Origin of the sequence: Brumicola pallidula DSM 14239 = ACAM 615, assembly GCF_000428905.1 — a bacterium.
GTDB lineage: Bacteria > Pseudomonadota > Gammaproteobacteria > Enterobacterales > Alteromonadaceae > Glaciecola > Glaciecola pallidula.
In genome coordinates this window covers 49903-74760 of the sequence record NZ_AUAV01000025.1, presented here as the reverse complement: position 1 = coordinate 74760, position 24858 = coordinate 49903, and the positions used below count along the sequence as shown (strand labels likewise).

Annotated in this window: 18 protein-coding genes; 5 read left to right on the top strand and 13 right to left on the bottom strand. The window is 39.9% G+C overall.

Going from position 1 to position 24858, the window contains the following annotated elements:
• The first annotated feature begins 36 nt into the window (after window positions 1-36).
• Both G399_RS0110280 and G399_RS0110275 read left to right on the top strand, forming a co-directional pair.
• Window positions 37-687: a hypothetical protein gene (locus tag G399_RS0110280; RefSeq protein ID WP_006014940.1), complete on the top strand. Its 651-nt coding sequence runs from the start codon at window positions 37-39 to the stop codon at window positions 685-687.
• On the top strand, window positions 684-1427 hold the full coding sequence (locus G399_RS0110275; protein WP_026843640.1) for a DUF3307 domain-containing protein: 744 nt from the start codon (window positions 684-686) through the stop codon (window positions 1425-1427). The genes G399_RS0110280 and G399_RS0110275 overlap by 4 nt, the downstream gene beginning before the upstream one ends.
• Window position 1428: 1 nt before the next feature.
• Here G399_RS0110275 and G399_RS21615 read toward each other — a convergent pair whose 3' ends face one another.
• Genes G399_RS21615 through G399_RS0110265 form a run of 3 tightly spaced genes read right to left on the bottom strand, consistent with a single transcriptional unit; the run spans window position 1429 to window position 4515 of the window.
• Entirely contained in the window at window positions 1429-1557 is a 129-nt protein-coding gene (locus tag G399_RS21615; protein ID WP_081585738.1) for a DUF2256 domain-containing protein, read from the bottom strand.
• Window positions 1544-3082 carry a cryptochrome/photolyase family protein gene (locus G399_RS0110270; protein ID WP_006009428.1) on the bottom strand — a complete coding sequence of 513 codons (1539 nt, stop codon included), beginning with the start codon at window positions 3080-3082 and terminating at the stop codon, window positions 1544-1546. The genes G399_RS21615 and G399_RS0110270 overlap by 14 nt, the downstream gene beginning before the upstream one ends.
• Window positions 3079-4515 carry a cryptochrome/photolyase family protein gene (locus G399_RS0110265; protein ID WP_026843639.1) on the bottom strand — a complete coding sequence of 479 codons (1437 nt, stop codon included), beginning with the start codon at window positions 4513-4515 and terminating at the stop codon, window positions 3079-3081. Before G399_RS0110265 ends, G399_RS0110270 begins: the two co-directional genes overlap by 4 nt.
• A 197-nt stretch (window positions 4516-4712) precedes the next feature.
• Between G399_RS0110265 and G399_RS0110260 the strand changes: the two genes are divergently transcribed.
• Together G399_RS0110260 and G399_RS0110255 are read left to right on the top strand one after the other, a co-directional pair.
• A complete protein-coding gene (locus G399_RS0110260) occupies window positions 4713-6032 on the top strand; it encodes a DASH family cryptochrome (RefSeq protein ID WP_006009431.1) in 1320 nt (439 codons plus the stop codon).
• Window positions 6029-7501: a cryptochrome/deoxyribodipyrimidine photo-lyase family protein gene (locus G399_RS0110255; protein WP_006009432.1), complete on the top strand. Its 1473-nt coding sequence runs from the start codon at window positions 6029-6031 to the stop codon at window positions 7499-7501. Before G399_RS0110260 ends, G399_RS0110255 begins: the two co-directional genes overlap by 4 nt.
• Before the next feature lie 22 nt (window positions 7502-7523).
• Here G399_RS0110255 and G399_RS0110250 read toward each other — a convergent pair whose 3' ends face one another.
• Window positions 7524-7838: a hypothetical protein gene (locus tag G399_RS0110250; RefSeq protein WP_034896855.1), complete on the bottom strand. Its 315-nt coding sequence runs from the start codon at window positions 7836-7838 to the stop codon at window positions 7524-7526.
• A gap of 145 nt (window positions 7839-7983) precedes the next feature.
• Here G399_RS0110250 and fabA point away from each other — a divergent pair, with 145 nt between their 5' ends.
• Entirely contained in the window at window positions 7984-8502 is a 519-nt protein-coding gene (gene fabA / locus G399_RS0110245; protein WP_026843638.1) for a bifunctional 3-hydroxydecanoyl-ACP dehydratase/trans-2-decenoyl-ACP isomerase, read from the top strand.
• Window positions 8503-8696: 194 nt separating this feature from the next.
• Here the strand turns inward: fabA and rmf are convergent, their stop codons facing one another.
• The 9 genes from rmf to G399_RS0110200 all read right to left on the bottom strand — a co-directional run bounded on the left by rmf (window position 8697) and on the right by G399_RS0110200 (window position 24824).
• Window positions 8697-8873: a ribosome modulation factor gene (rmf, locus tag G399_RS0110240; protein WP_006009436.1), complete on the bottom strand. Its 177-nt coding sequence runs from the start codon at window positions 8871-8873 to the stop codon at window positions 8697-8699.
• A gap of 281 nt (window positions 8874-9154) precedes the next feature.
• Complete coding sequence (locus tag G399_RS0110235) at window positions 9155-10843, bottom strand: DUF3466 family protein (protein ID WP_006009437.1); 1689 nt, start codon at window positions 10841-10843, stop codon at window positions 9155-9157.
• A gap of 11 nt (window positions 10844-10854) precedes the next feature.
• Window positions 10855-12786 carry an ATP-binding cassette ATPase Uup gene (uup, locus tag G399_RS0110230; RefSeq protein WP_026843637.1) on the bottom strand — a complete coding sequence of 644 codons (1932 nt, stop codon included), beginning with the start codon at window positions 12784-12786 and terminating at the stop codon, window positions 10855-10857.
• A complete protein-coding gene (locus tag G399_RS0110225; protein ID WP_026843636.1) occupies window positions 12783-13073 on the bottom strand; it encodes a glutaredoxin family protein in 291 nt (96 codons plus the stop codon). The genes uup and G399_RS0110225 overlap by 4 nt, the downstream gene beginning before the upstream one ends.
• Window positions 13070-15304, bottom strand: a complete 2235-nt coding sequence (gene rlmKL, locus G399_RS0110220) for a bifunctional 23S rRNA (guanine(2069)-N(7))-methyltransferase RlmK/23S rRNA (guanine(2445)-N(2))-methyltransferase RlmL (RefSeq protein WP_006009440.1) — start codon at window positions 15302-15304, stop codon at window positions 13070-13072. The genes G399_RS0110225 and rlmKL overlap by 4 nt, the downstream gene beginning before the upstream one ends.
• On the bottom strand, window positions 15297-16301 hold the full coding sequence (gene pyrD / locus G399_RS0110215) for a quinone-dependent dihydroorotate dehydrogenase (RefSeq protein WP_006009441.1): 1005 nt from the start codon (window positions 16299-16301) through the stop codon (window positions 15297-15299). Before pyrD ends, rlmKL begins: the two co-directional genes overlap by 8 nt.
• 58 nt (window positions 16302-16359) lie before the next feature.
• The gene (locus G399_RS0110210) at window positions 16360-21198 is read right to left on the bottom strand and encodes an NAD-glutamate dehydrogenase (protein ID WP_006009442.1); all 4839 of its coding nucleotides are present in this window, start codon (window positions 21196-21198) and stop codon (window positions 16360-16362) included.
• 255 nt (window positions 21199-21453) lie between these two features.
• Window positions 21454-23775, bottom strand: coding sequence for an efflux RND transporter permease subunit (locus G399_RS0110205; protein WP_006009443.1), 2322 nt, complete (start codon window positions 23773-23775; stop codon window positions 21454-21456).
• Window positions 23776-23780: 5 nt separating this feature from the next.
• Window positions 23781-24824, bottom strand: coding sequence for a WD40/YVTN/BNR-like repeat-containing protein (locus G399_RS0110200; RefSeq protein WP_006009445.1), 1044 nt, complete (start codon window positions 24822-24824; stop codon window positions 23781-23783).
• Between the last annotated feature and the right edge of the window lie 34 nt (window positions 24825-24858).

Sequence of the window (24858 nt, the reverse complement as noted above, 5' to 3'; positions counted from 1 at the left end):
TATATTTCATTAATTTAACTACTTGAAGGGCTTCTTATGACGGATAAGGCACAAAAACAATATGCTGTTTTAACCACCGACATCGTTCACTCGACCAAACTAGAGGCAAAAGCATATGCTTGCGTAATGAAAACCCTTCAACAGTTGCTAAAATCGCATGAGGTACGTTACCAGTGTAAGTCTGAAATATTTAGAGGAGATAGTTTTCAAGTACTTTATACAAACATTAACGATGCAATGACGTCAACGCTCTCATTGCGACTCTATCTGCAATCAGGTATTGATTGCCCATCGATTAAATTAACCCAATCATTGGCCATTGGTAGTGTTGAACAAACATCCAAAAACCTGAGTAGTTCTCTTGGAGAAGCCTTCATTTTATCTGGTAGATCATTTGATAAAGCAACCAGGGGCGATCTGGTCCTAAACTTTGGGACTGAACTCTGGTCAACAGACTTGACGGTTGCTACCTTATTTTTGCGTCATTTGCTGAATGGTTTAACAGAAAAACAAGCCGAAGTACTATATTATTACATCGACTTCGATTTCCCGGAACAACAAAGTATCGCTGACCATATGAATATGACTCGACAAAATATCGCCGCACATTTAAAGCGCAGTGGCGCTGAATTAGTTAAAGCTTACTTAGCAGGCTATCGTGACACTTGTTTAGGAACACAAAAATGAAACTCTTTTTCTTGCTGCTTGTTGTTCACTTTATTGCTGACTTTTATTTACAAAAACACAGTTGGATCATGTGTAAAGTTAAGAATAAGGAAGGTTCAATCGGCCTTTTTAAGCACATGCTTGTGCATTTAGCGCTCACTAGTATTGCAATCATAATCAGCGGGATCCCACTAGATTATAAGGCACTAACAGCCTTAATTGTCATTATTAGCAGTCATTATATTATTGATATTTGGAAAACGTATCGGGTTTTCGTATTAAAGTATTTTTTGATTGATCAAGTAGGTCATCTTATTTTTATTACCGGTATATCGATTTGGCTAAGTGGGTTAAGTGTTGAAGCAGTCCTGTTTGAGATACATCATTTTTTTGACGTCAAAACGCTGATGTTAGTGGGTTTGTATTTATTCCTATGCAAGCCGGTATCACTAATTATCACACTATCGTTAACCAAATATACAGACCAATTCAATGAACCAGAAAAAGCCAATGAGGGACTTGCTTCAGCTGGCGAGTTAATTGGATATTTCGAGCGCGGTTTAATTGCGACCTTTATTTTACTTGGGCAGTTTGTCGGCGTCGGTTTTTTGTTAGCTGCAAAAAGTGTCTTCAGGTTTGGTGATATGCGTCGTCAAAGCGATAGAAAACTAACTGAATATATTATGTTGGGGACCTTATTCAGCTTTAGTTTCGGTATTGCTATAGGCAAACTCGCCGATTACTTGTTGACGACGCTATAAGTTACTTGTTGGATGCGCAGCGCTTTGAACAATACTTTACTTCGGCCCAGTTTTTTTCCCATTTTTTGCGCCAATTAAAAGGCCGGTTACACACTGGGCACATTTTACTAGGAAGGTCAGATTTCTTCATTATTTTCTAATTTAAGCAGAAATGTGTCGGCATCGTCTAGCATATGATTAAACTTAGTCTGATCCATCTTCGACATCGTGCTATAGATCATGCCCATTCTTGGATTACTTCTCAGTTTGTCTTGGTGGCGATGTAAAAAGTGCCAATACAAATAGTTAAACGGACACGCCTGTGTGCCCGTTTTTTCTTTAACGCTATAGTCGCAACTCTTACAGTAATTAGACATCTTGTTAATGTAAGAACCGCTCGCTGCATATGGTTTACTTGCTAAATTCCCAGCGTCAGCAAAAAGCACCATACTACTGACGTTTGGCAGTTCAACCCACTCATAAGCGTCAGCATAAACCACTAAGTACCACTCATTAATCGCCTTTGGTTCAATACCGGTTAATAATGCAAAGTTACCAAGTACCATCAGGCGTTGAATATGATGAGCGTAGGCATGCTCTTTTGTATCATTGACGCACTGTGACAAACAGTTCATTCGTGTTTTGCCTGTCCAGTAAAAGTCGGGTAATGCCCTTTTCGCTTCTAAATAATTATTTTCCTTTAAGCTTGGCATAAAATACCAATAAAATCCGCGAACGTATTCTCGCCAGCCAAGAATTTGCCTAATGAAACCTTCGGCCGAATTAATCGGTACATGGCCGTTTAGAAAAGCTTCCTCCGCCGCCTGAATCACTTCGTAAGGCATTAAAAGGCCTGTATTAAGATATAGGCCTATGTGGGAATGAAATAGCCAAGGATTGCCTTCAAGCATCGCATCTTGATACTGACCATAATCTACCAATCGGATTTTAATAAATTCTGATAAAACACCTAAAGCCCCTTCCCTAGTTGTGGCAAAAGCAAAATTACTTAGCTCACCGAAATGATCAGAGAATTGAGTTTCTACGAGTGTTAAAACTTCATTTGTGATTGCGTCTGGGGCTAATAATGTTCGACTAGGAATGTCAGGGTTTTTACCAAAGGGTTTACGATTATCTGCATCGTAATTCCACTTTCCACCCATGGGCTGTTTGTCATCCATTAGTACATTTGTTTGTTTGCGCATTTCTCTATAAAAAAATTCCATGCGGTATTGCTTACGACCATCAGCCCAATCACTAAAGAATGTTTGGGTCGCAATAAAACGATTATCAGGTGTAATATTAACCGTAATGTTTAGCTTGCTCTCCCAAGTCATCACCTCTTCAAGTAACCGGTATTCACCCGGGTGCATTATGGTAATGCTCTTGAATGTGTGTAGTGAGCACGTGTACTTCACTTGTTCAAATAAACATCCGTGATTATCAGCTGCGTCATACTTGACGTAAATAGTCGCAAATCCGTGATTCTGCAATTCATTCGAAAAATGGCGCATCGCACTGAAAACGAAAACAATCTTTTTTTTGTGATGCTTAACATAAGTGGCCTCTTCTTTTACTTCTGACATCAAGACCTTGTCAGTCTCTTTGTTAAAGTTAGCCAGCGAACTGATTTTTGTATTGAGATGGTCACCTAAGATTACAACCAACTGACTCATGATATTACCTTTAATTGAGCGAGCGCATCGAGCGCTCTTTTTCGAGAAAGCTTGAGATCAACAATCGGATTCGGATAGTTTTTACCGAGTTCTACCCCACAAGCCTTAAGTATCTCAGGTGGCGCTTCCCACGGTTTATGAATAAATTGTTTCGGTAGCCTTTTTAGTTCAGGGCAGTATTTCTTAACGTATTCACCCTCTTTGTCAAATTTTTCGCCCTGTAAAATAGGATTGAAAATTCTAAAGAATGGCGCAGCATCCGCACCCGAACCGGCAACCCACTGCCAACCCGCAGAGTTACTCGCCATATCCGCGTCAAGCAAAGTGTCCCAAAACCAACGCTCTCCTTCACGCCAGTCGATCAGCAGGTTTTTAACCAAGAACGAGCCAACCACCATTCTTACTCTGTTATGCATGTATCCTGTTTGATACAACTCTCGCATTCCTGCATCTATCATTGGAACGCCTGTGTTGCCAAATTGCCAAGCTTTCAGATCATCAGGGCTGGAGCGCCATTGAAAGAAGTCAAATTTGGCATTAAAATTCTTATGTTGAATTTCTGGCCAGTGAAAGAGCAAATAATAACTAAATTCTCGCCAACCCAGTTCACTGAGATAAACATCTAGATCTTTATTGTCGAAGGCGTTTTCAAATGCGCCTTGTATCGCGTACCATGCCTGATTAGGAGATACTTCGCCAAAATGCAGGTGTGGCGACAACAAAGAAGTTCCTTTTACGGCGGGCATATTTCTGGCGTCTTGATAACTGGTTGCCGCCTCACTAATAAATCTCTGTAACCTATTCGCAGCCCCTTCCTCACCTGGTTGCCATTGCGCCTCAATATCTTTGTACCATTCAGTTTTAGGTATTAGTTGTAGACTTGTGAGTGCGTCCATAGAAAAGTTAACGCCATCTGCGATCTGTATCTCCTTGGGTCTTGCTATCGGGAAGCGAGGGGCTTGGCGAGTTAAACAGCCTTTGCGGTAATACGGCGTAAAGACCTTGTAAGGAGTTTCATCTTTCTTTAAGACACTCATAGGCTCCCATAATAGTGAGCCATTGAGACTTTTTGCGGCAATGCCACGGTTCTTTAAAACAGTTTTTATATTTTCGTCGCGTTCTCTCTGCCAAGGTTCATATAATCGGTTCCATATAACAGAATCAGCCGAAAATGCCTCGGCTATCTCAATTAAAATTGCGAGAGGCTCACCACGACGAATAAGTAACTTAGTGTTTAACGATTTGCTCAGTGATAATAGTGAATGATGCAACCACCACTGGCTTGCTCCACCCAATGCCGCATTCTCAGGAGCATCATCATCGAGAATAAAAACAGGAATGATAGTGCCATTATCAACGGCAAGGCTCAGTGCTGGGTTATCGGTAAGGCGTAAGTCCTGTCTAAACCAGACGATTATCTTTTTTGATGACATCAAACTCAATGTTTTATTCCTACCATTGTGATAGCTATGCGTCTACATAACTATTTTTTAAGCAAAGATGCTCTGGGTTAACCAACGTAATGGTTAAATGTACTGGTATTGATCTTACACCATACTCCCTTAAATAGATCGAAAACTCACTATCCAAAGTAGCTAACATATAGAATAAATATCGAAGTAAAATATAAATGAGCAAAAAAGTTGGATTACATTGGTTTAGGAAAGATTTACGCATTCAAGACAACGCGAGCCTAGCTGAATTGGCATCTCAAGTTGATGAATTGGTGTGTGTTTATGTTTACCAGCCAGAGGCAAATCAAGACAGCATCAATGAATTGCACAAGAAAGAATCGATAGGCAAGCATAGACTCAATTTCATACATCAAACACTACACGATTTGAATAGCACATTAAGCGATTTTAACCAGCGTTTAATCGTCCTATCCACAAATAAAGCAGATCCTGTTGAGGCTATACTGACACTTGTCAAGGCACTCAATGTGACTCACCTCAGCGCACAATGGCACTGTGGTTTCAATGAACGAAAAGAGTGGCAGCAAACCCAAGATTTAGTGATTGAAGCTGGTCTCAATATTGAATTCATTCAAGTCAACTCATCCACCCTGTTCAACGTTTCGCAATTTCCATTCTCTATTGAAAATATGCCTAATACTTTTTCTCCGTTTCGAAAAAAAGTTGAGAAGTATTGTGAAGTACAAGCCATAAATCCCGTCCTCAATGCGCTTCCTTCCATACCTGATTTATTTACGATAGAAAACGTAATGGATTTAGACAGTTTGTTGGTAAGTGTTAATCATTATCAAAGACTATCTGGCGGAGAAAATGATGCGCACCAACAACTCACTCATTATCTGTGGAGTACGGACCATATCAGTCGTTACAAAGAGACCAGAAATGGACTTGATGGATGGGACTTCTCTAGTAAATTTTCAGCTTGGTTAGCACTCGGTTGTATCAGTCCGAGGCAAATTTATGCTGAACTATGTCGATATGAATCCGAGCGAGTAAAAAATGAGTCAACATATTGGTTGTTTTTTGAGTTGCTATGGCGAGAATTTTTTCATTGGCAGCATTATGTGCACGGTAATCGTCTTTTTGCAGCGTCGGGTGTTCAACGGCTAGTTCGTCCAAGCAATTTTGATCGTAAAACATTTGTACAGTGGCAACAGGGGCAAACGGGCTATCCGATCGTTGATGCGTGTATGCGTCAATTATTAAAAACCGGCTATATGTCTAATCGAGGCAGACAGCTAGTCGCGAGTTGTTTTGTGCATGAACTAGGTCAAGATTGGCGTTACGGTGCAAAGTATTTTGAGTATCAACTGATTGATTTTGACGTCGCTAGCAACTGGGGGAATTGGCAGTATCTTGGCGGCGTCGGCGCTGATCCCAGAGGACACAGACAATTCAACTTACAAAAACAAGCGGCAACTTACGATCCCGATAATAAATTTATCACGCAATGGATGAACGAAGCCGCAACATGACTAACAAACAAGCCTTAACTGTTATGTGGTTTAAACGCGATCTGCGCTTACGCGACAATGATGCGTTGAAAATAGCAAGTGAGCAAAAAACGCCCTTGGCATTAATCTATATCGTCGAACCTCTGATGATAGAAGACCCGCATATGGACATTCGACATTGGCGTTTTATATTTCAGTCGATAACAGACCTCAATGAACAATTGGCACAATTCAATGCCTCTATTTCAATCCTCTTCGGGAATGCGGTTGATGTATTATCAAAGCTGCTTGAAATTTACAGCATTAAGCATATTGTTAGTCACGAAGAAGTTGGCTTAGAGCACACCTACGTGCGTGACAAAGATGTTTTAGCTTGGTGTCGTTCGCATAAGGTTAAATGGACTGAAGTTGCGCAAGGCGCCGTGCATAGGCCTCTCAATCATCGTAAAAATTGGCCAAAACAATGGAATGCTAGAATTTTGGCCACGCCTACCCACCCCGAACTAAGCAATACAGAGTGGGTTTCAAATCTACACCAAGAAATGTATGAGGATTGCATGTGGACTATTCCTGAAAAGTGGAAGGAACTAGATGTAAACATGCAACTGGGAGGTGAAAAAAGAGCGTGGTACACCTTAAAGCATTTTTTTAAAGAAAGAGGAAAAGCCTATTTCGGTAATATTGGCGACCCCACGGTTTCACGAAAAACCTGCAGTCGGCTATCACCCTACCTAGCATGGGGCAATATCTCATTAAAGCAGGTTTATCAATTTAGCTTATCCCAAAGCGACCGTCCAGGTTGGACCCGATCCATTGTGGCGTTTCAGTCCAGGCTGCATTGGCATTGTCACTTTATTCAGAAATTTGAAACAGAATCAGCTATGCAATTCCGTCCTATTAACAAAGCGTATCTTGATTTCCCATATTGCGGGGGCGCCGAAGGAGAAACAAGGTTAGCCGCGTGGAAAAGTGGCTGCACGGGCGTGCCAATAGTGGATGCCTGCATGAGAGCGGTGGTAAAAACTGGGTATATTAATTTCAGAATGAGAGCTATGGTAGTTAGCTTTCTATGTCACCACCTAAACATCGACTGGCGCAGAGGAGCCAGTTTTTTAGCTGCACAATTTTTAGATTTTGAACCCGGTATTCATTATCCACAATTTCAAATGCAAGCAGGAGTAACCGGTATCAACACCCTGCGCATATATAATCCTGTAAAGCAGTCGATTGATAAGGACTCAGAAGGTATCTTTATTAAAAAATGGCTGCCACAACTGACATCATTGCCTAATCCTATCATTCATCAACCTTGGGTAATGACACCGATGGAGGAAGCAATGTACGACTTCAATTGTGAAAGAGACTATTACTCCCCTATTATTGACGTTGAAAAAGCGGCAAGCGAAGCGCGAGACAGAATGTGGTCCTATAAATCCAAGCCCACCGTGAAAAAAGAAGCGGCAAGAATTTTGAAAATACACACGAGCTAGTCTTGCTCACTCGTCATTTTTTCTATTGATCATCACTTTCTTTATTTTTTGCTTGTTCAGCCTGTTTCAAAATAAGCGCACGTTTCTTTTGATCTTGTTCTGTTAACCATTGGTTTAGGAGTCTAATCTGCCCATTCTTATACGCCGCAAAGGTTATGCGTAACGAATTAGATAGAACATCACTATCTGTCCAGCCAGTTTTCGCCACTATTTCTTTATAGTTTTCCATCGCGGCAGCTGTGACATAGCCTCGAACCATTTTTTTGCCTAACGATTTTTGTTTTTCTCGAAAACGCCGTTGCTTTTCTGCATTTGCTGATTTTTTTGGATTCTTCATTTGCTCATATTTTGGTTTAAAAACATTCATTTTGACCAGTGTACTGCAAAAAACTGACTTTTTTTAGCAAAATTAACTGTTCAGAGTTGTTTAGCTTACAACTGTTCGTTAAATTACGCACTCTTATGGAAAACTAGTGTGTAATATGACAAATAGAAAATCAGAATTTAATAGAGATGATCTCTTAAAATGCAGTACCGGCGAAATGTTTGGAGCTGGCAATAGTCAACTTCCTGCGCCAAATATGTTAATGATGGATAGGATTGTAAAAATAACAGAGGACGGTGGTGAGTTTGATAAAGGACATATCATTGCAGAACTAGATATTACCCCCGATCTTTGGTTCTTTGATTGCCACTTCCCTGGTGACCCGGTTATGCCTGGTTGTTTAGGATTGGATGCAATGTGGCAATTAGTCGGGTTTTTCCTTGGATGGTCAGGTGGCCCAGGAAAAGGTCGTGCACTGGGTGTCGGTGAAGTGAAATTTACTGGACAGATCCTGCCAACAGCGAAAAAAGTCACTTATGAAATAAACCTTAAGCGAGTTGTTAAGCGTCGTTTGTTCATGGGCTTGGCTGACGGCACTGTATCAGTGGATGGTAAGGTCATTTACGTGGCTAAAGGCTTAAAAGTAGGTTTATTTCAAGATACCAGCGCGTTTTAAAGTAAGTTGTCGATTTCATGTGATTTTTTGTTTTAATAGCACTGTAGTTATTTATGTAAGCGTTATTTATGTAAGCGACATTTATGTAAGCGACATTTATGTAAGCGACATTTATGTAAGCGACACTTCTGCAACGCTAAAATGACAAAAGCCCAACATCAGTTGGGCTTCTTGCACGTAATTTATTGTATGTGTTAGCGGCCTACTAAGCCGGATTGTCTGTCGGTGAGGGCTTCTCTCCACCCCCCTAACCATTCCGACCGAGCTTGAATAGCTCGAAATGGACATAATTCTTTTGAACGATGTGTTATACCCGCTTGATAACCTTTTGCATGTGCACGTGTTAACTTATCTCTTTTTTGTGTTTTCATAGTTAAACCTCTCTTGGCTAAAAAAGGCAACAACAGGAAATGAAATTGATTCAATTTTAGTCAACTTATTTCCTTTGTTACACTTCTATACATAGCTTTTTGGTGAGGAAAGTTCAATGTCTAAATTTTGACGGTTTCACCGTTTTTTGAATAACATACTGAAAAGTATTGAAATGTTTTATTGGTTTAATTTTGTCTATAAAACTGCTTTTTTAGATCCAACAGTTATTAAAACAAAAAAAGCCCCGACCAATGGGGCTTTCATAATAGCTAACTCAATTTTATTGTTTTACGCGTCTTCTAAAGAATGCTGCAAAGGTCAGTAGCGTAAACATCAATATTCCCGTACTTGCTCCTTGCCTATCTGGAATACCTAGATCGTCGTTAGAGCAAATAGTTGGCGGCTGACCTGTCGGATTCAGCTTTAATGTAACAATAGTATCTACCAGCACGTCCTCTCCGGCATCATCTTTTATAAGCTCACCACGGGCATTTCTGGCGGCTTTTTTGGTCAACGCTGAGACTATAATTTCATTGCTATCATTAATATCTATTGCTTCAATAAAATTAAACGGACTGTCGCATTTAACTAATGTGTTTAAGTTAGTAAAAGTATCAGCTTCAATGTCATAAATAAATGCAGCAGTTTTTCTGTTGGTGACTCTGGTCGCCTCAACGTCTGCAGAACCAACCACTAGATTGTTATTATTAATTGAGCGTGGAACGGTGCTTGAATTATCAAAGAAATCGTCAGGGAACGTCACGCTGCCATCATTCCTATTATAGATAAACATTTTATTTCGTGGAATGTTGTTAATTCTTTGTCTTCTAAGTCCAACGACATAGCCAATATCATTTATTGAAATAGCACTATTTGGCAACAGGCCTTCATCATCTATGATTTGCACCACTTCGCCGCTTGGCAAAAACATAGTAGCAGCGGTTGATTGTAAGCTTCCATCAGCAACTTTTACACTAGCAACACCAACACCAATGCCGTCGATGTTGACATCTAAGGCTTGGCTTGAACCTTGTAAAGCAGGTTCTTCATCAGTGACTAAAGTCCCGAAGGTGCGTGTATCAGTAACCGTTCCTTCGACATCCATAGACCATAAATGCGCACGTTGTAGCCATAAATCAGAGCGTCTTGTTAAGGCGCCATTACTCGTTACTGTAATGATACTGCGAAGGCATGCCTCGATTGGCTGATCGCCACGAATTTCATCATCAGCACAATTGGCTAAGCCGGTCGTTAATGCACTGGTCGCTTCGATTGAACCACTGCCAGCGGCAACATAATTAACATTAATTCGATTAACCTGGCTTGTGCCACCCAAGGTTGTATCGATTGGCAATAATGGCGTTACATTTTCGCCAACTTGCACAAAGGCACGTTGGTCAAAATCACTTACAATATACTTTACATTTTCGCCATTTAGGTTCACGTAATCAATTGTTCTGAATGGCCCCACCGTGTTACCGACGATATGGGTCCCAGCGGTCGAATCTCTTGGCGTGGTTTCCATCGCACGCGAAAATCCACCCAAGGCTTCTGTTTCGGTATCGAAGGCATTGATATAATCGAAATTAGCCTCAGAGCCGTCAGTTTTATACGCTTGCATACGACCAAGTTGTTGTGTGAAAAAACTAAAATTGCTTGAGCCTGCAATAGCCCTGGCAATTAAAAAAGTATAGTCAGCAAGATTAAATTGACCGTTCCTAGCAGCCTCAATGTCAGTCAGACCTGCAATAATAAACGCGTTTTCAAAGTCGATCGTAGACAAGTCTACTGGCGCATTATAAATATTTTCAATAGCGGTTAACATAAGGCCTGTATTATCAATAGAAACAGCGTATTGATTTTGACCTAGCGTATCTGTCGCCAATTCAGTGACTGTATATGATGCGGCTAAAATTGGGAGCGATGCAGTGCAAAGTAACACTGCTGACGCCAATCGAGTAAATTTCATTAATTATCCTGTTACTGCTTGTTATTTTGTAAACTTTCTAATTCATCCCAGCGCTTATAAGCGACTGACAATAATTGCTCAATGGTTGCTAACTTATCCAGAACGGGTTGGGTTACATCGGCACCTTTCTGATAAAAATCAGATGTACTAACTTGCAGTTGTAATCCTTTTTGTTCATCTTCCATTTTTTCAATTTTTTTAGGTAAATCTTCGAGTTCTTTATTATCTTTGTATGATAGCTTTTTGTGGCTTCCAGTAGAAGCACTAGTCACCGGCTTTTCTCGCTCTACGTTGTTTTTAGTCCGCATTACAACGCCTTCGTTCATTTTTTTCTCTGATAGTGCTTTTTCATCGTACCAATTTCGCATATCAGTATAACCGCCAACGAATTGTTTAATAATTCCGTTTCCTTCAAAAACTAAGCTTGAAGTCACTACGTTATCAACAAATTCTCTATCATGGCTTACCAATAATACGGTTCCCTCATAATCTACTAATAGGGATTCCAGTAATTCGAGGGTTTCGACATCCAGATCGTTAGTTGGTTCATCGAGTACCAGCAAGTTGCTGGGTTTTAACATGAGTTTTGCCAACACTAATCTATTTCTTTCACCACCCGATAAAGTAGATACAGGGGCATTTACATGCTCAGGCGAAAACAAATAATCTTGTAAATACCCCATAACATGGCGTGTATTACCGTTGATCGTAACTTCTCTTTTACCGTCCGCGATGACATCAATCACTGACTTATCGAGGTCTAGCGCAGTACGATGTTGATCAAAGTAAGCAACCTCTATATTGGTTCCTCTGAATATGTCACCCTGACTTGCTTCTAACTCACCGAGTAACAGCTTAATTAGTGTACTTTTACCACAACCGTTGCCACCAATTAATGCAATTTTTTCACCGCGCGTAATAAGTAGATTTAGATTTTCGACCAATAGCTTGTCTTCAAAATTAAAGAATAACCCGTCAGTTTCAAAAATACGCTTACCTGATTTTCCGCCCGCATTTCGGTTTATAACCGCATTGCCAGTGACGTTTCGACGCGAACTGTATTCATCTCTGAGTGCTTTAAGCGCTCTAACTCGACCTTCATTTCTGGTTCGTCTGGCTTTAATACCTTGTCTTATCCAAACTTCTTCTTTGGCCAGTTTTTTGTCAAACTCGCGGTTGCTGGTCTGCTCAACTTCTAAATCGTGCGCTTTTTGCTCTAAATAAGTTTCGTAATTCCCGGGGTAACTGACTACTTGGCCGCGATCTATATCTACTATACGCGTGGCTAACTTACGTATAAACGCCCTGTCATGGCTAATAAATATGATTGCGCCGTTATAATTAAGTAGTGCTTTTTCTAACCACTGCACCATATCGATATCAAGGTGGTTAGTTGGCTCATCCAATAATAGAAGATCCGGTTCACTCACTAACGCTCTTGCTAATGCCGCCTTTCTTCTCCAACCACCTGATAATTCTGATAACATCTGGTCTGGTTCTAGCTGAAGTTGAGTCAGTACATTACTTATGCGCTGTTCAAACTGCCATGCGTTTCTCGAATCTAATTGCTCTTGCAATTCTTGCATTCGATTAAGATTTTTCTCGCTCGGATCGCCACCAATAATATTGATTATGTGGTGATAGTCTTTTAGTATTTGCGCGACATCTTCTAAACCTTCAGCAACATAATCAAATATATCACCGCTAATATCTTGCGGTGGATCCTGCGGTAATCTTGATACTACCGTCCCTGTTGGCAGTATCATTTGCCCTTCGTCTAATTTCGTTTCACCTGCGATCACTTTTAGAAGGGTAGATTTTCCACTACCGTTGCGACCAACCACACAGACTCGCTCGCCGCTTTGTATATTTAAAGCGATCTTGTCTAATAATGGTGGTTGCCCAAATAAAATAGAGGCATTTTTTAGTTGCATTAAATTCATTGTAAAAACTCAATTAAATCTTCAAGTGTAAATGGCCAACCTAGTTCGGATTCATCATCCGTTTTCTTCAATACAGGAATTCTAACGGCGTATAAATGATACAAATCCGCAGAATCTCTAATATTGATTGTTTCTAGTTCAACGTGTTCAAATTGACTACCTGATGGACTAAGTTGGAAAGTAGACTCACTCGTTGCCTTTGGCTGTAGCGCATTAAATTGCTCGACAATATCGAACGCTAAATCACACAAAGAACAATTTGGTCCGGTATATAAAATTAATTTCACAAGGTCAATATCCAACACTTATGAATTTTTTGATTACGTTTAAAATCTTCTGGGATCGACTTTTGGGTAATATCTTCTATTGTAAACCCGAGTTCCTCAACAGCTGCCTGATCTAATTTAAATTGACGTAAATTAGTACTAAAAAAGATTTCTCCATCTGTTTTTAAGCAATCTTTAGCATCAGTTAACAAGCTAACATGGTCCCGTTGTACGTCCCAAGTATCGTCCATCCGTTTAGAATTTGAAAACGACGGTGGGTCAATAAACATCAAATCATATTTAGCATGCTGTCTAGTTAACCATTTTAAACAATCTTCTTGCACAAACTGGAATGAACCGTTGAGTTTGTTTAATGCAAAGTTGTCTCTTGCCCAATCTAAATAAGTATTTGACATATCAACGGTTGTGACACTTTTCGCTTTTGCTTGCGCCGCATGCACTGACACGCTGCCAGTATAACCGAATAAGTTAAGAACATCTTTGTTTGCACATCGTTGTTTAAACATCAACCTAGTATCACGATGATCTAAAAACAAACCCACATCTAAGTAGTCTGTTGGATTAATATAAAACTGTGCATCGTGTTCCTGAACAATAACTCGCTGCCCTTTTTGAGCCACTTTTTCATATTGTTCTTTACCTTTGTTTTGACGTCGAACTTTGACAGACATTTTATTTGATGGAATACCCATTACTTTAGGAATATGAATAAGCGCTTCTTGCAGACGTTGTTTTGCTTTTTCCTCTGGAACATCCTTAGGCGCTGCATACTCTTGAACCACGACCCAATCATTGTATATATCTATGGCAACGTTGTAGTGTGGTAAGTCGGCGTCATAAACACGATAAGCGTTGGTGTTACTGCGTTTTAACCAAGGTTTCAGTCTTTTTAAATTCTTTCGCAAACGGTTAGCAAATTCATGATTTTCATCCGTTTGACTATCGAATATTTCAAGATTTTGACCACTAATATGGTAATTTACAAGCACACACTCAAGTTTACCGTTCATTAGTTTATAACTTTTGGTATATCTAAGCTTTAATGCTTTAAGCAGGTCTTGATTTGAACTTAATAAGGACACATGCCAAAAAGCAAAATGTTTTTTAAAATGATGTCCTAGCTTATCAAATAATGGTAGCAATGAGGTGTATTCACCAAGTCGCTCACCATAAGGTGGATTAGAAACGATATAGCCTTTACTGTCAGTCTGACTAGTCACTGTTTCACTCGCATTGTTACCTGCAGCTAACTTACCGTCAGTTGCGTCAATAACAACGGCGTCCAATACATCACATTGTTTAAATGTAATATAATCTGCAACGCCTGCCCTCACAGCATTTTGCTCTGCCAGTTCAACTAAGGTAGTACTTAAATCATAAGCGTAAATAGGCGCACTAGGCACTGTTATATGCTTTTTGGCTTGTTCTACAACGCCATCAAATATGCTTGGCTCATGCTGATTCCAATGTTCAAATCCCCATGTTTCTTTAGCTAAATTTGGCGGTATGTTGGCAGCCATCATTGCAGCTTCAATCGGAATAGTTCCCGAACCACACATTGGATCCAAGAGCACGCTGTTTTTATTTTGGGCCCAGCCACTGCGCATTAAAATACCCGCAGCGACGTGTTCCTTCAGTGGCGCTTCACCAGCACCAGTACGATAACCTCTTTTATGTAAACTGCCACCAGAAAGATCGATACACAAATGCAGGTTATCGCGTCGCAACCTAGCTTGAATAACAATACCGGGCTTGAGTTTATCTACTGATGGACGTTCATGTCCCTCTTCTTGGAATTGATCAACAATGGCATCTTTTACTTTGAGTGCACCAAACTGACTGTTATTAATTGCATTGTTAGTGCCGTTAAACTGGATCATGAAGGGAACGTAAGCATCAAATTGTGACGGCCAATCAGCTTCTTTAGCAACGTCATATAATTCTTCAGCGCTGTTTACTTTGCCCTCGGCGACAACCAGTAACACTCTGTTAGCCAATCTTGAATGCAGGCATAATTGATACGCATCTTTTAAGGTTCCTGTAAACGATACCTGACCAGGTTGCAGTTGCAAGGTAGGTAATTCGTAGTCACCAGGGCTATCCTCTGAATCCTCGCTATGTGCAGTATCAGCGATGGCAGGGGCAAGATTAAACTGATTAAGTATTTGCTCAACTTCTGTTTTGAGTAGTTCATCTAATCCTTTAGACGTCGTTACAATTAGCTTATGCATTAACAAGCTCCTTTATAAGTGGTGGACCTTGATAAATGAAAGATGAATAAACTTGAACTAATGTAGCTCCTGCTTGAATTCGTAATTTTACATCATGTGGACTACTAATGCCGCCCACACCGATAATTGGTATTTTTCCATCGAGCGCTTTGGCTAATATTTTTGTCATAGCGAGACTTTTTTCAGTCAGTACTTCGCCACTCAAACCGCCCGCCTCGTTAGCATGCGGATGACCTTTAACCAGCTCACGGTCGATTGTTGTATTGGTCGCAATAACGCCATCCATTTTTGAATTTATTAATGAAGCAGCAATCGATTTAACTTCATCATCGCTTAGGTCCGGTGCAATTTTTATCAATATTGGCACATACTTTTTATGTTCGATTTCAAGCGCTAATTGTCTGTGTTTTAATCCTGCTAATAAACTGTCAAGTGCTTCTCCATATTGCAGATTACGCAAACCGGGAGTGTTTGGAGAAGAAATATTGACTGTAATATATGAAGCAAAACCATATACTTTATTCAAACAATATAAATAATCGTCTAAGGCATTTTCGTCTGGGGTGGTTTTATTTTTACCAATATTTATGCCTAAGATGCCGTTGTACTTCATCTTTTTGACCTGATCGACCAAATAATCGACACCTTTATTATTAAAACCCATTCGATTGATAATTGCGTTGTGTTCTGCAAGCCTGAATAAGCGAGGTTTTTCGTTACCTGACTGAGGTTTTGGGGTTACAGTACCAACTTCGATGAAACCAAAACCCATAGCGGCGAACGCATCGATGCACTCACCGTTTTTATCTAACCCTGCAGCCAAGCCAACCGGATTCTTGAATATCATTCCTAAGCAATTCACCGGTTTGTCAGGCAGTTTTTGTGCATAAAAACCTGACATAAAATTACGTTGAGAACGCTTAAGAAAAGCAATAGTTGCGTCGTGGCTCCATTCAGGATCACGATTTAATAAAAATTTTTGAACAAAAGAATACACTGTTTCCCCAAACTAAAAAAAGCCCCGCGAAGCAGGGCTATTTGCAAACGGGTATATTCTAATGGTTTGCCTTCACGCTTAACAGCATCAATTCTCTTAATGCGACAGAAAATTTAGCAAATTCGTGATTATCTGAGGTTTTAAACTCTGCCATCATGTGATACCAACGCTTTAGCACGTCTTTATTTGCTTTACACCAGTCGTTCAGAATCTTATCCGCATCTGTCTCACCTGGTTCAATGTTCAACAAAACGGTCGTTAATGAACGTTGCTGCCAATCAAGTTCTTCTCTGTAAGAAGCCCTCGCCAATGCTTGCCAATGGTTTGAAACTGATTGTTGGTTAATTTGTTCTAAGAACCAATGCAACTCAAATCGTGATCCCAATTGATAGTAAAGTCGCGCAACGACTTCAACAGGTCGATTCTCAGTTTCAGCAATTTGAGCTAAGTCCATACTAGAAAACATATTACTTAAGCCCGCTACTCGATAAGCAATCTCTTTAGGTACTTTTGCTTCAATTAAGCGTTTTGTATCAGCTTGAACCTCTTCAAACTCAGCAGCAACCAAATAGCTACCTAAATTTTCCGACACAGCCTTAAAAGCGGGCTTATAACGACTAATCGATTTTTCAATATTGTTTGTTTTACCACCGTGGCGAATATACCAACGACAGGTTCTACGTAAGATTCGGCGCATCTTGTCTAATATATTTAATTGCAATTGGGCATCAATCTTATTATCCAGAGCCTCGACACTTTCCCATAGCGAGGACACGTCTAACACACCTTTTACTACTGTGTATGCTTCTGCAACTTGTTCAACAAGGGCCCCCGTCTCTTCTTGTAAACGATAAACAAAATTTAAGCCCATGTCGTTAACCATTTCATTGGTTAATTTAGTCGCAATAATCTCACTGCGAAGAGGATGCTCCTGCATTTGGGCATGATACTTCTCTCGTAATACCGGAGGGAAAGCATTAACTAACAACTTATCGTAATATGGATTGTTGGTAATTTGTGGGATATTGAACTTATCTTTTAATACCATTTTACCATACGCGATTAGTACGCTAAGTTCGGGTCTTGTGAGACCTTGTCCTGTTATCACTCGGTCTGAAATTTCGTCATCTGAAGGGATGAACTCGAGTTCTCTGTTGAGCAGCCCTTCTTTCTCTAAACCGTGAATGAAGCGTAGTTGTTCTTTGAGTTGTTTTACACCGGCCAAATGAGTAATTGAAATTGACTGTGTTTGGCGGTAGCAATCTTGAATAACAATTTCGGAGACGTCATCGGTCATCTCATATAACAATGCGTTTCGCTGTTTTAATGTTAAATCGCCAGCATTGACTAAGGTATTTAATAAAATCTTAATGTTAACTTCATTATCCGAGCAATCTACACCGCCCACATTGTCAATAAAGTCAGTGTTAACCAAAACACCATTTGCTGCTAATTCAATACGACCGAGTTGAGTTAAACCTAAATTACCGCCCTCACCTATAATTTTAGCTTTCACATCTTTGCCGTCGACGCGTGTAGTATCGTTCGCTCTGTCGCCAACGTCGGTATGTGACTCTTTTGAACTTTTGACGTAAGTACCAATTCCGCCATTCCAGATAAGATCAACCGGCATTTTTAAGGTGTTGCGGATCAATTCATTTGGCGTCATCGTAGTTTGGCGAGTACCCAAGCACTTTTTCATCTCCGATGACAACGGAATCGCTTTTACAGAGCGTTTGAATATACCACCACCTTTTGAAATCAGCTTTCTGTTGTAATCATCCCAGCTCAGCGATGGATCTTCAAACAAGCGAAGCCGTTCTTTGTAACTGGCTTTTTCATCTGGGTTTGGATCAAAGAATATATGCAGATGGTTAAACGCACATACAATTTGCGTTTTTTCAGATAACAGCATGCCATTTCCAAAAACATCACCGGCCATGTCACCAACACCCACAACGGTGAAAGGAGTGGTTTGACAATCAATACCAATTTCACGGAAATGACGTTTAACTGATTCCCAAGCGCCGCGAGCTGTAATACCCATCTTCTTATGATCGTAACCAACACTTCCGCCTGATGCGAAAGCATCTCCCAGCCAGAATCTAAATTCATCTGAAATTCCATTTGCAATATCAGAAAAAGTTGCTGTTCCTTTATCAGCCGCAACCACCAAATAAGGGTCATCCTCATCTAGTCTTATAACGTCTTTTGGCGGGATAACGACACCCTCAATAATATTATCAGTGATATCTAGTAAACTGCGGACAAATATTTTGTAACACGCCTGCCCCTCTGCTTGTATCGTAGGTCTGTCGGCCTCAGTGGGCATTGCTTTACATACAAATCCACCCTTCGCGCCTACAGGCACGATGACCGTATTTTTTACTTGTTGTGCTTTAACTAAACCCAAAATTTCAGTTCTGAAATCTTCTTGTCTATCTGACCAACGTAAGCCACCTCTGGCGACTTTGCCCCCGCGCAAATGCACGCCCTCTACCCTCGGCGAATATACAAAAATTTCAAATTTTGGTACTGGTAGTGGCATATCGTTAATTTGGCTCGGCAACAATTTAAATGAAATATACGATTTCTCATTTCCTTCATTGTCGTTTTGATAGAAATTGGTACGTACTGTGGCATTTAATAACTCTAAATAGCGACGGATTATGCGGTCATCATCTAGGTTCGATACGTTATCAAGCTTAGCCAAAATTTCAGTTTTCAACGCTTCTACTTTTTTTGGCATTCGCTTGATAGTTGGACAAAATAGTAGTCTAAACAAACTCACTACGTCGGTTGCAATATCCGGATAGTTAGAGAGTGTATTAGCCATATAATCGATACTAAATGAGGTCCCAATTTGGCGCATATATTTTGCGTATGCCCGCAATATAGTGACATTGCGACCTCTAATGCCGGCGCTTAGGATCAATCGGTTAAAACCATCGTCCTCAAGACTCTTATTCCACGTTTTAGTAAATGCATCTTGAAAAAGCTCTTGGACTTTTTCCATATGGAAGTTTTGACCGTTCTTATGCAGCATTGTAAAGTCCATTATCCAACTGACTTTACCCTCATCATTCGTTACCCGAAAAGGACTTTCATCGATGACCCGTAGTCCAAAGTTTTCTAACATTGGTAGCACATCACTCAAATGAATGGGCACGTGTCCGTGGTAAAGTTTGAGTTTAACAATGTTACTCTCGACGCTTTGTTCCTGAGGACGGTAAAAAAGCATATCCAGCTTGTTGTCGTCAGATAATAATTCAATTCGTTCAATATCGACCAATGCAGCACTTGGCAAGCTATATTCTGCATAGCTACGATTAAATGCATTGACATATTTTTTCTGGATTGCTTTACCTTTAGCTTCACCGTATGCAGATGTGATTTTAGCCGCTAACTTGTCTTGCCATGACTTCGTTAGCTCAATCAAATTATCTTCAATCTCTTTCACATCAAACTCCATATTATTATTTTTTACGCGGACGATGTAATGCGTACGTGCGTACACTGATTCAGAGAAATAGGTATTAAATTCAACTTCCTCGTCCGACCTAAACGAGCGCTTAAGCAATGCCTGAGTTTCCTCTCGTAACAGAGTATTGTAGCGCTCTCTAGGCACATAGACTAAACAAGAGTAGTAACGACCAAAAGCGTCCTTACGCACAAATAAACGAGAAATTCCTCGTTCTTGCATTTGAAAAATGCCTTTTATAATTTGCGCAAGTTCTTCATCTGAGGTTTGTAAAAGTTCATCACGCGGGTACGTTTCAACAATATTTACAAATGCTTTATACGCGTGAGTTCCTTTATCAAAACCTGATATTTCACACATCCGGTCAATTTTTTCACGCAACATAGGTAAGTCTGTTGCACTGCTATTGTAAAACGAAGCTGAATACAAACCTAAAAACCGATGCTCGCCAGTCACATGCCCTTCGGTATCAAACTCTTTAATTCCAACGTAATCCATATAAGCTGGACGGTGGACACGCGCACGGCTGTTTGTTTTGGTTAGAATTAACGGATTATCACTTAACGCTGCATCTCTTGCGGTTGTTGGCAAATTAGATAATACTCGTTGACGGTCGTTTATCGAGTTTTTCATTAATCCAAGGCTTGAATCATTCTCTGGTATCCAACGATGATCACCCTCAATCGCTTTCACTTGATAATAACGATAGCCCATTAAGGTGAAGTTGTGATCATTTAACCAGTTTAAGAATGTCTTGCCTTGCGACTTAATTGCTGAAGAGGCTACTGATTTTGATTTTTCGAAGTTTTTGGTAATTTCAGCCAACTTCTCTCTCATTGGCAGCCAATCAGAAACAGAAAGAGAAACCTCATCGACTACGGATAATAATTCAGTTCGTAGTTTGTCGATATCTGACCTTTTCGCTTGTCGATCTATTTCGATAAAAATAACAGTCTCTGACGAGTCTTTAGTCGACTTTGACTTACTATCGACAAAGCCTGTAACTTTATTATCCTTATTACGAGTTACGTGCATTGGAGAATGCAGTAAAAGATGCGCTGCAAAGCCAAATCTATTAATCGCCATGCGAACTGAGTCGACCAAAAAAGGCATATCCTTAACGATAATTTCTATGATTGTATGAGATGACTGCCAGCCATGTTTAGAAATTTCAGGATTAAATACTTTTATACACGGACTATCCGCTTTGAATGTCTGTGTCAGCTGCCATAAGCTTAATGTTGCGCCATACAGATCACTATCACTGCGTCCATTAATGTCTTCAAACGACATATTTTTGTATAACAATTGTCCAAATTTTTGAATTAACGTGGCATCACCGTTGTCCACTTTTTCATCTATGAGGGAAAATACACGTTCAAGTAAAACAGAATGTTGAAGGGTTGTTACCGACATTTACGTTCTCGTTAGGTTGTCTTTTGTGTGTTTGATTTAAGGCAAGTTAACCGATGCTACTACTCGTTTTTCGATAACAAATATTGAGCCATCAGATTTGATTAACCTTATCTATCTCTCTTATTATCGGTATTCTCGCGAAAATACTAAGGTTTTGAAAGCAATATTTAACCTTTAATTTACAAAATGCATAAGCATGTTCATTTCATGCATAAAAAAAGGCCTTACGGCCTTTTTTTAGATAATTACTCAAAATTATTTTTCTACCGATCTGAACCACAATAGTCTAGCAATTGCCGGAAGTACAATGATTGCACCTAACATGTTTACAATAAACATAAAGGTTAACAATATACCCATGTCCATTTGGAACTTGAGGCTTGAAAACACCCAAGTGCTAACGCCGATGGCCAGTGTGATACCAGTAAACAATACAGCACTGCCACGTTCTTTCAACGCCTCAAGGTATGCAGCTTGAACTGAAAGACCCTCTCGTAGTTTTATATTCATGGTGGAAAGTATATAAATACCGTAATCAACCCCAATACCGACACCTAATGCAATAACAGGCAACGTTGACACAGTCAAACCAATATCCAAATATGTCATTAATGCCTGCGCTAAAACCGAAACAACATATAACGGGATAACCACCGCTAACGTAGCACGCAATGATCTAAAACTAATTAGACATAATATAATCACAGCTCCGAAGACATAATACAGCATTGGGTCTTGTGACTCTTTTACCGCTTCGTTTGTTGCCGCCATTACGCCGACAGGACCAGAAGCAAGTTTAAATTGCATATCGTCTGTTGCATATTCTTGACTGACTTCTTTAACGGCTGAAACAATTCGTTCAATCGTTTCAGCTTTGTGGTCTTGCATAAACAAGATAATCGGCATAACAGAACAATTTCTATTTAATAGCCCTGTTGAAGTCGGTATGCGAGAAATTGCCTGTACCATCGTCGCCTGATTTCGTGGCAATACTTCCCATTTAGGATTTCCCTCGTTATAACCTGCATTTACCTGCTTAGCTACTGACGCCAGTGAAATAGTAGACTGCACACCCTCAACATTCTCCATTTTCCACTGAAACTCATCCATTGTTGTCATGTACTCAAACTCAGTACAAGCATCCACTTTGGTTTCGACAATAACCGAAATGTAGTCAACCGTAATTTCAAATTTATCAGTAATTAAGAATGTGTCTTGATTGTAGCGAGACTCCTCATGTAGTGCCGGTGCTCCAGCATGTAAATCACCAATTTTCATTTTTTGCGACTGGATGAAACCGAAAACAAATAGTACTGCAGTTACTGCAACAATAATGGTTGCGACTTTTGGACTAGCGCATTTCGAAACTATTTCCCAGGTTTTTGCATGTTTGTCACTTGCCTCAGCAAATTTAGCTTTATATTTATCGGATACCTTCACATAAGACATCAACACCGGTAACAATAATAAATTGGTTAAGATAATGACGGCAACACCCATACTGGCCGTAATAGCGAGCTCCCTAATAATACCAATATCGATAACCAATAAGGTCATAAAACCAACAGTATCGGATAACAATGCAATACCACCGGGGATGAGTAGACTTCGAAACGCAAATTGCGATGCTAGCTTTACATTCATGCCCGCAGAAACTTTCTTTCCAACCGCATTTATCATTTGCACACCGTGACTTACGCCGATAGCAAATACTAAGAACGGAACCAGAATAGACATTGGATCTAAACCAAAGCCAAGTAAGGTTAATAAACCTAATTGCCAAATCACGGCGACTATAGAACAAAATAAAGGCAAAAACGTGAGCATAATCGACTTTGAAAAGAAGAAAACCATGATGGCAGTAATCGCGATAGCAATTGCAAAAAATAATAGAACGTCTTTTGCTCCTTCGGCTACGTCACCTATCATTTTCGCAAAACCAATGATGTGCACAGACGTTGCTTCATTTTCATAAAGGCCGCGAAGTTGCGTTTCGAGGTCTTGAGCAATCGCTAATGTGTCTAATGGTAATCCTGTTTCAGGATCTATATCGAGTAGCTGTGCTGTTATCATGGCACAGCTAAAATCGCTAGAGACTTGTCTGCCTAGGATACCCGCTTTATCAATATTCTTACGAACTAAATCCAATGCAGCGGGATCTGAAGAATTAAAATCTGCTGGTATGACAGGTCCGCCAGAAAAACCACCTTCAACAATTTCGGTGAAACGTGTTGAAGGCGAGAATAAAGAGGTAACTAGTGACCTATTAACCCCATTAATGAAAAATACTTGATCATGAACATTTTTAAACGTGTCAAAAAAGTTTTGATTAAAAATGTTACCTTGCTTATCACACACTGAGACAAGCACATTATTGGCACCACCAAAATCTTGACGATGCTTCATGTATGTTTGCATGTACTCATGATTGAGTGGAATGTTTTTCTCAAATCCGGCGTCTAGTTTTAACTGCGCAGCATTGTATAGAAGAAATAGAGTAACTAAGGAGAAAAAAGCAATCACTGCGATCCTGTGACGAAATACTGCTTTTTCTATTGCGTTGATGAAATTTGTCATATTAATTACTTTAACTCAATTTGCTTTATGCCTGACGCTGTCACAGCAAGCATAGCGTCGTTAATTACCAGACCATTTAATATGGAATCACTTAAATTATTTTTCAACTTTTTGATTGAAATGTGTATTGCACACCCTTCATCGTTGGCTGGATGGTATTCATTAACGGATACTTTAGTTTGATCTAGTGACAATAAAACGCCGTTATTCCCTGTAATATAAATATTCTTATCGTTGCCAAGCACAATCGAATTTAATGAAGTGGTAACACACGTTTGAAGTTTGTCCCACTTTTTAGAATCATCATTTGCTAGGAATATATTTCCGCGTAAACCAACCGCGAAAAGTTGACCATTTTTAGTCTCTTGAATATCAAAAAACGAGCCGTTATAGGCTATGTCAAAGCGTTTCCAGGAACGGCCAAAATCCGTACTTACTGCTAATAAGCCAGCCTCACCGGCCATGTATAGCTTACCGTTAGCATAACTAAGTCGGTTGAAATGCGGCAGAATAAACGACAGTTCATCTTGGTAAAATTCAGGTTCGTCTTTAATGCTGTCTAAATAATCAATATCGTCTTGTGGGAGCACTGATGCATGCAGTTCTTTTTGCCAAGTTGTGCCGCCATCGATTGTTCTATAAAACAAACCATAAGCACCGACAGCCACACCTGTATTTTCATCCATAAAAAACACATCCAGAAATGGACGGTCCAATTCTGGCATGCTCAGTTGCAATTGCCAAGTTTGTCCGGCGTCAGATGAATGCAAAATACTAGCATCATGACCTACAGCCCAAGCGTTTTGAGCGAACAAAGTAACCGCTGTTAACGTCGTTTTAGTGGGAACTATAACCTGTGTTAAGTTTTGCTCTGTTGTACCCGTTAAAACATGCCCTCTTTCACCTACTATTAAAATATTATCGCCAATCGCGATATCAAGTAGAAGTGACTCTTTAACTAACGGAGCCTGATATGAATTATTAGCAGACACTATTGCGCTGAAAACCATAAGGCCTGCTAAAGAGGCCTTTTTAAAATTTGAAATCATTTATTCACCGTAATTAAAAAAAACGGCTGGCTAA

Coding starts and splice junctions, on each gene's coding strand:
- G399_RS0110270 (WP_006009428.1), bottom strand. CDS start 3,082: ATGAGTCAGTTGGTTGTAATCTTAGGTGACCATCTCAATACAAAAATC.
- G399_RS0110265 (WP_026843639.1), bottom strand. CDS start 4,515: ATGTCATCAAAAAAGATAATCGTCTGGTTTAGACAGGACTTACGCCTT.
- G399_RS0110280 (WP_006014940.1), top strand. CDS start 37: ATGACGGATAAGGCACAAAAACAATATGCTGTTTTAACCACCGACATC.
- G399_RS0110255 (WP_006009432.1), top strand. CDS start 6,029: ATGACTAACAAACAAGCCTTAACTGTTATGTGGTTTAAACGCGATCTG.
- G399_RS0110200 (WP_006009445.1), bottom strand. CDS start 24,824: ATGATTTCAAATTTTAAAAAGGCCTCTTTAGCAGGCCTTATGGTTTTC.
- uup (WP_026843637.1), bottom strand. CDS start 12,786: ATGAATTTAATGCAACTAAAAAATGCCTCTATTTTATTTGGGCAACCA.
- G399_RS0110205 (WP_006009443.1), bottom strand. CDS start 23,775: ATGACAAATTTCATCAACGCAATAGAAAAAGCAGTATTTCGTCACAGG.
- rmf (WP_006009436.1), bottom strand. CDS start 8,873: ATGAAAACACAAAAAAGAGATAAGTTAACACGTGCACATGCAAAAGGT.
- G399_RS0110260 (WP_006009431.1), top strand. CDS start 4,713: ATGAGCAAAAAAGTTGGATTACATTGGTTTAGGAAAGATTTACGCATT.
- G399_RS0110210 (WP_006009442.1), bottom strand. CDS start 21,198: ATGTCGGTAACAACCCTTCAACATTCTGTTTTACTTGAACGTGTATTT.
- G399_RS21615 (WP_081585738.1), bottom strand. CDS start 1,557: ATGAAGAAATCTGACCTTCCTAGTAAAATGTGCCCAGTGTGTAACCGG.
- G399_RS0110250 (WP_034896855.1), bottom strand. CDS start 7,838: ATGAAGAATCCAAAAAAATCAGCAAATGCAGAAAAGCAACGGCGTTTT.
- rlmKL (WP_006009440.1), bottom strand. CDS start 15,304: ATGCATAAGCTAATTGTAACGACGTCTAAAGGATTAGATGAACTACTC.
- G399_RS0110275 (WP_026843640.1), top strand. CDS start 684: ATGAAACTCTTTTTCTTGCTGCTTGTTGTTCACTTTATTGCTGACTTT.
- fabA (WP_026843638.1), top strand. CDS start 7,984: ATGACAAATAGAAAATCAGAATTTAATAGAGATGATCTCTTAAAATGC.
- G399_RS0110235 (WP_006009437.1), bottom strand. CDS start 10,843: ATGAAATTTACTCGATTGGCGTCAGCAGTGTTACTTTGCACTGCATCG.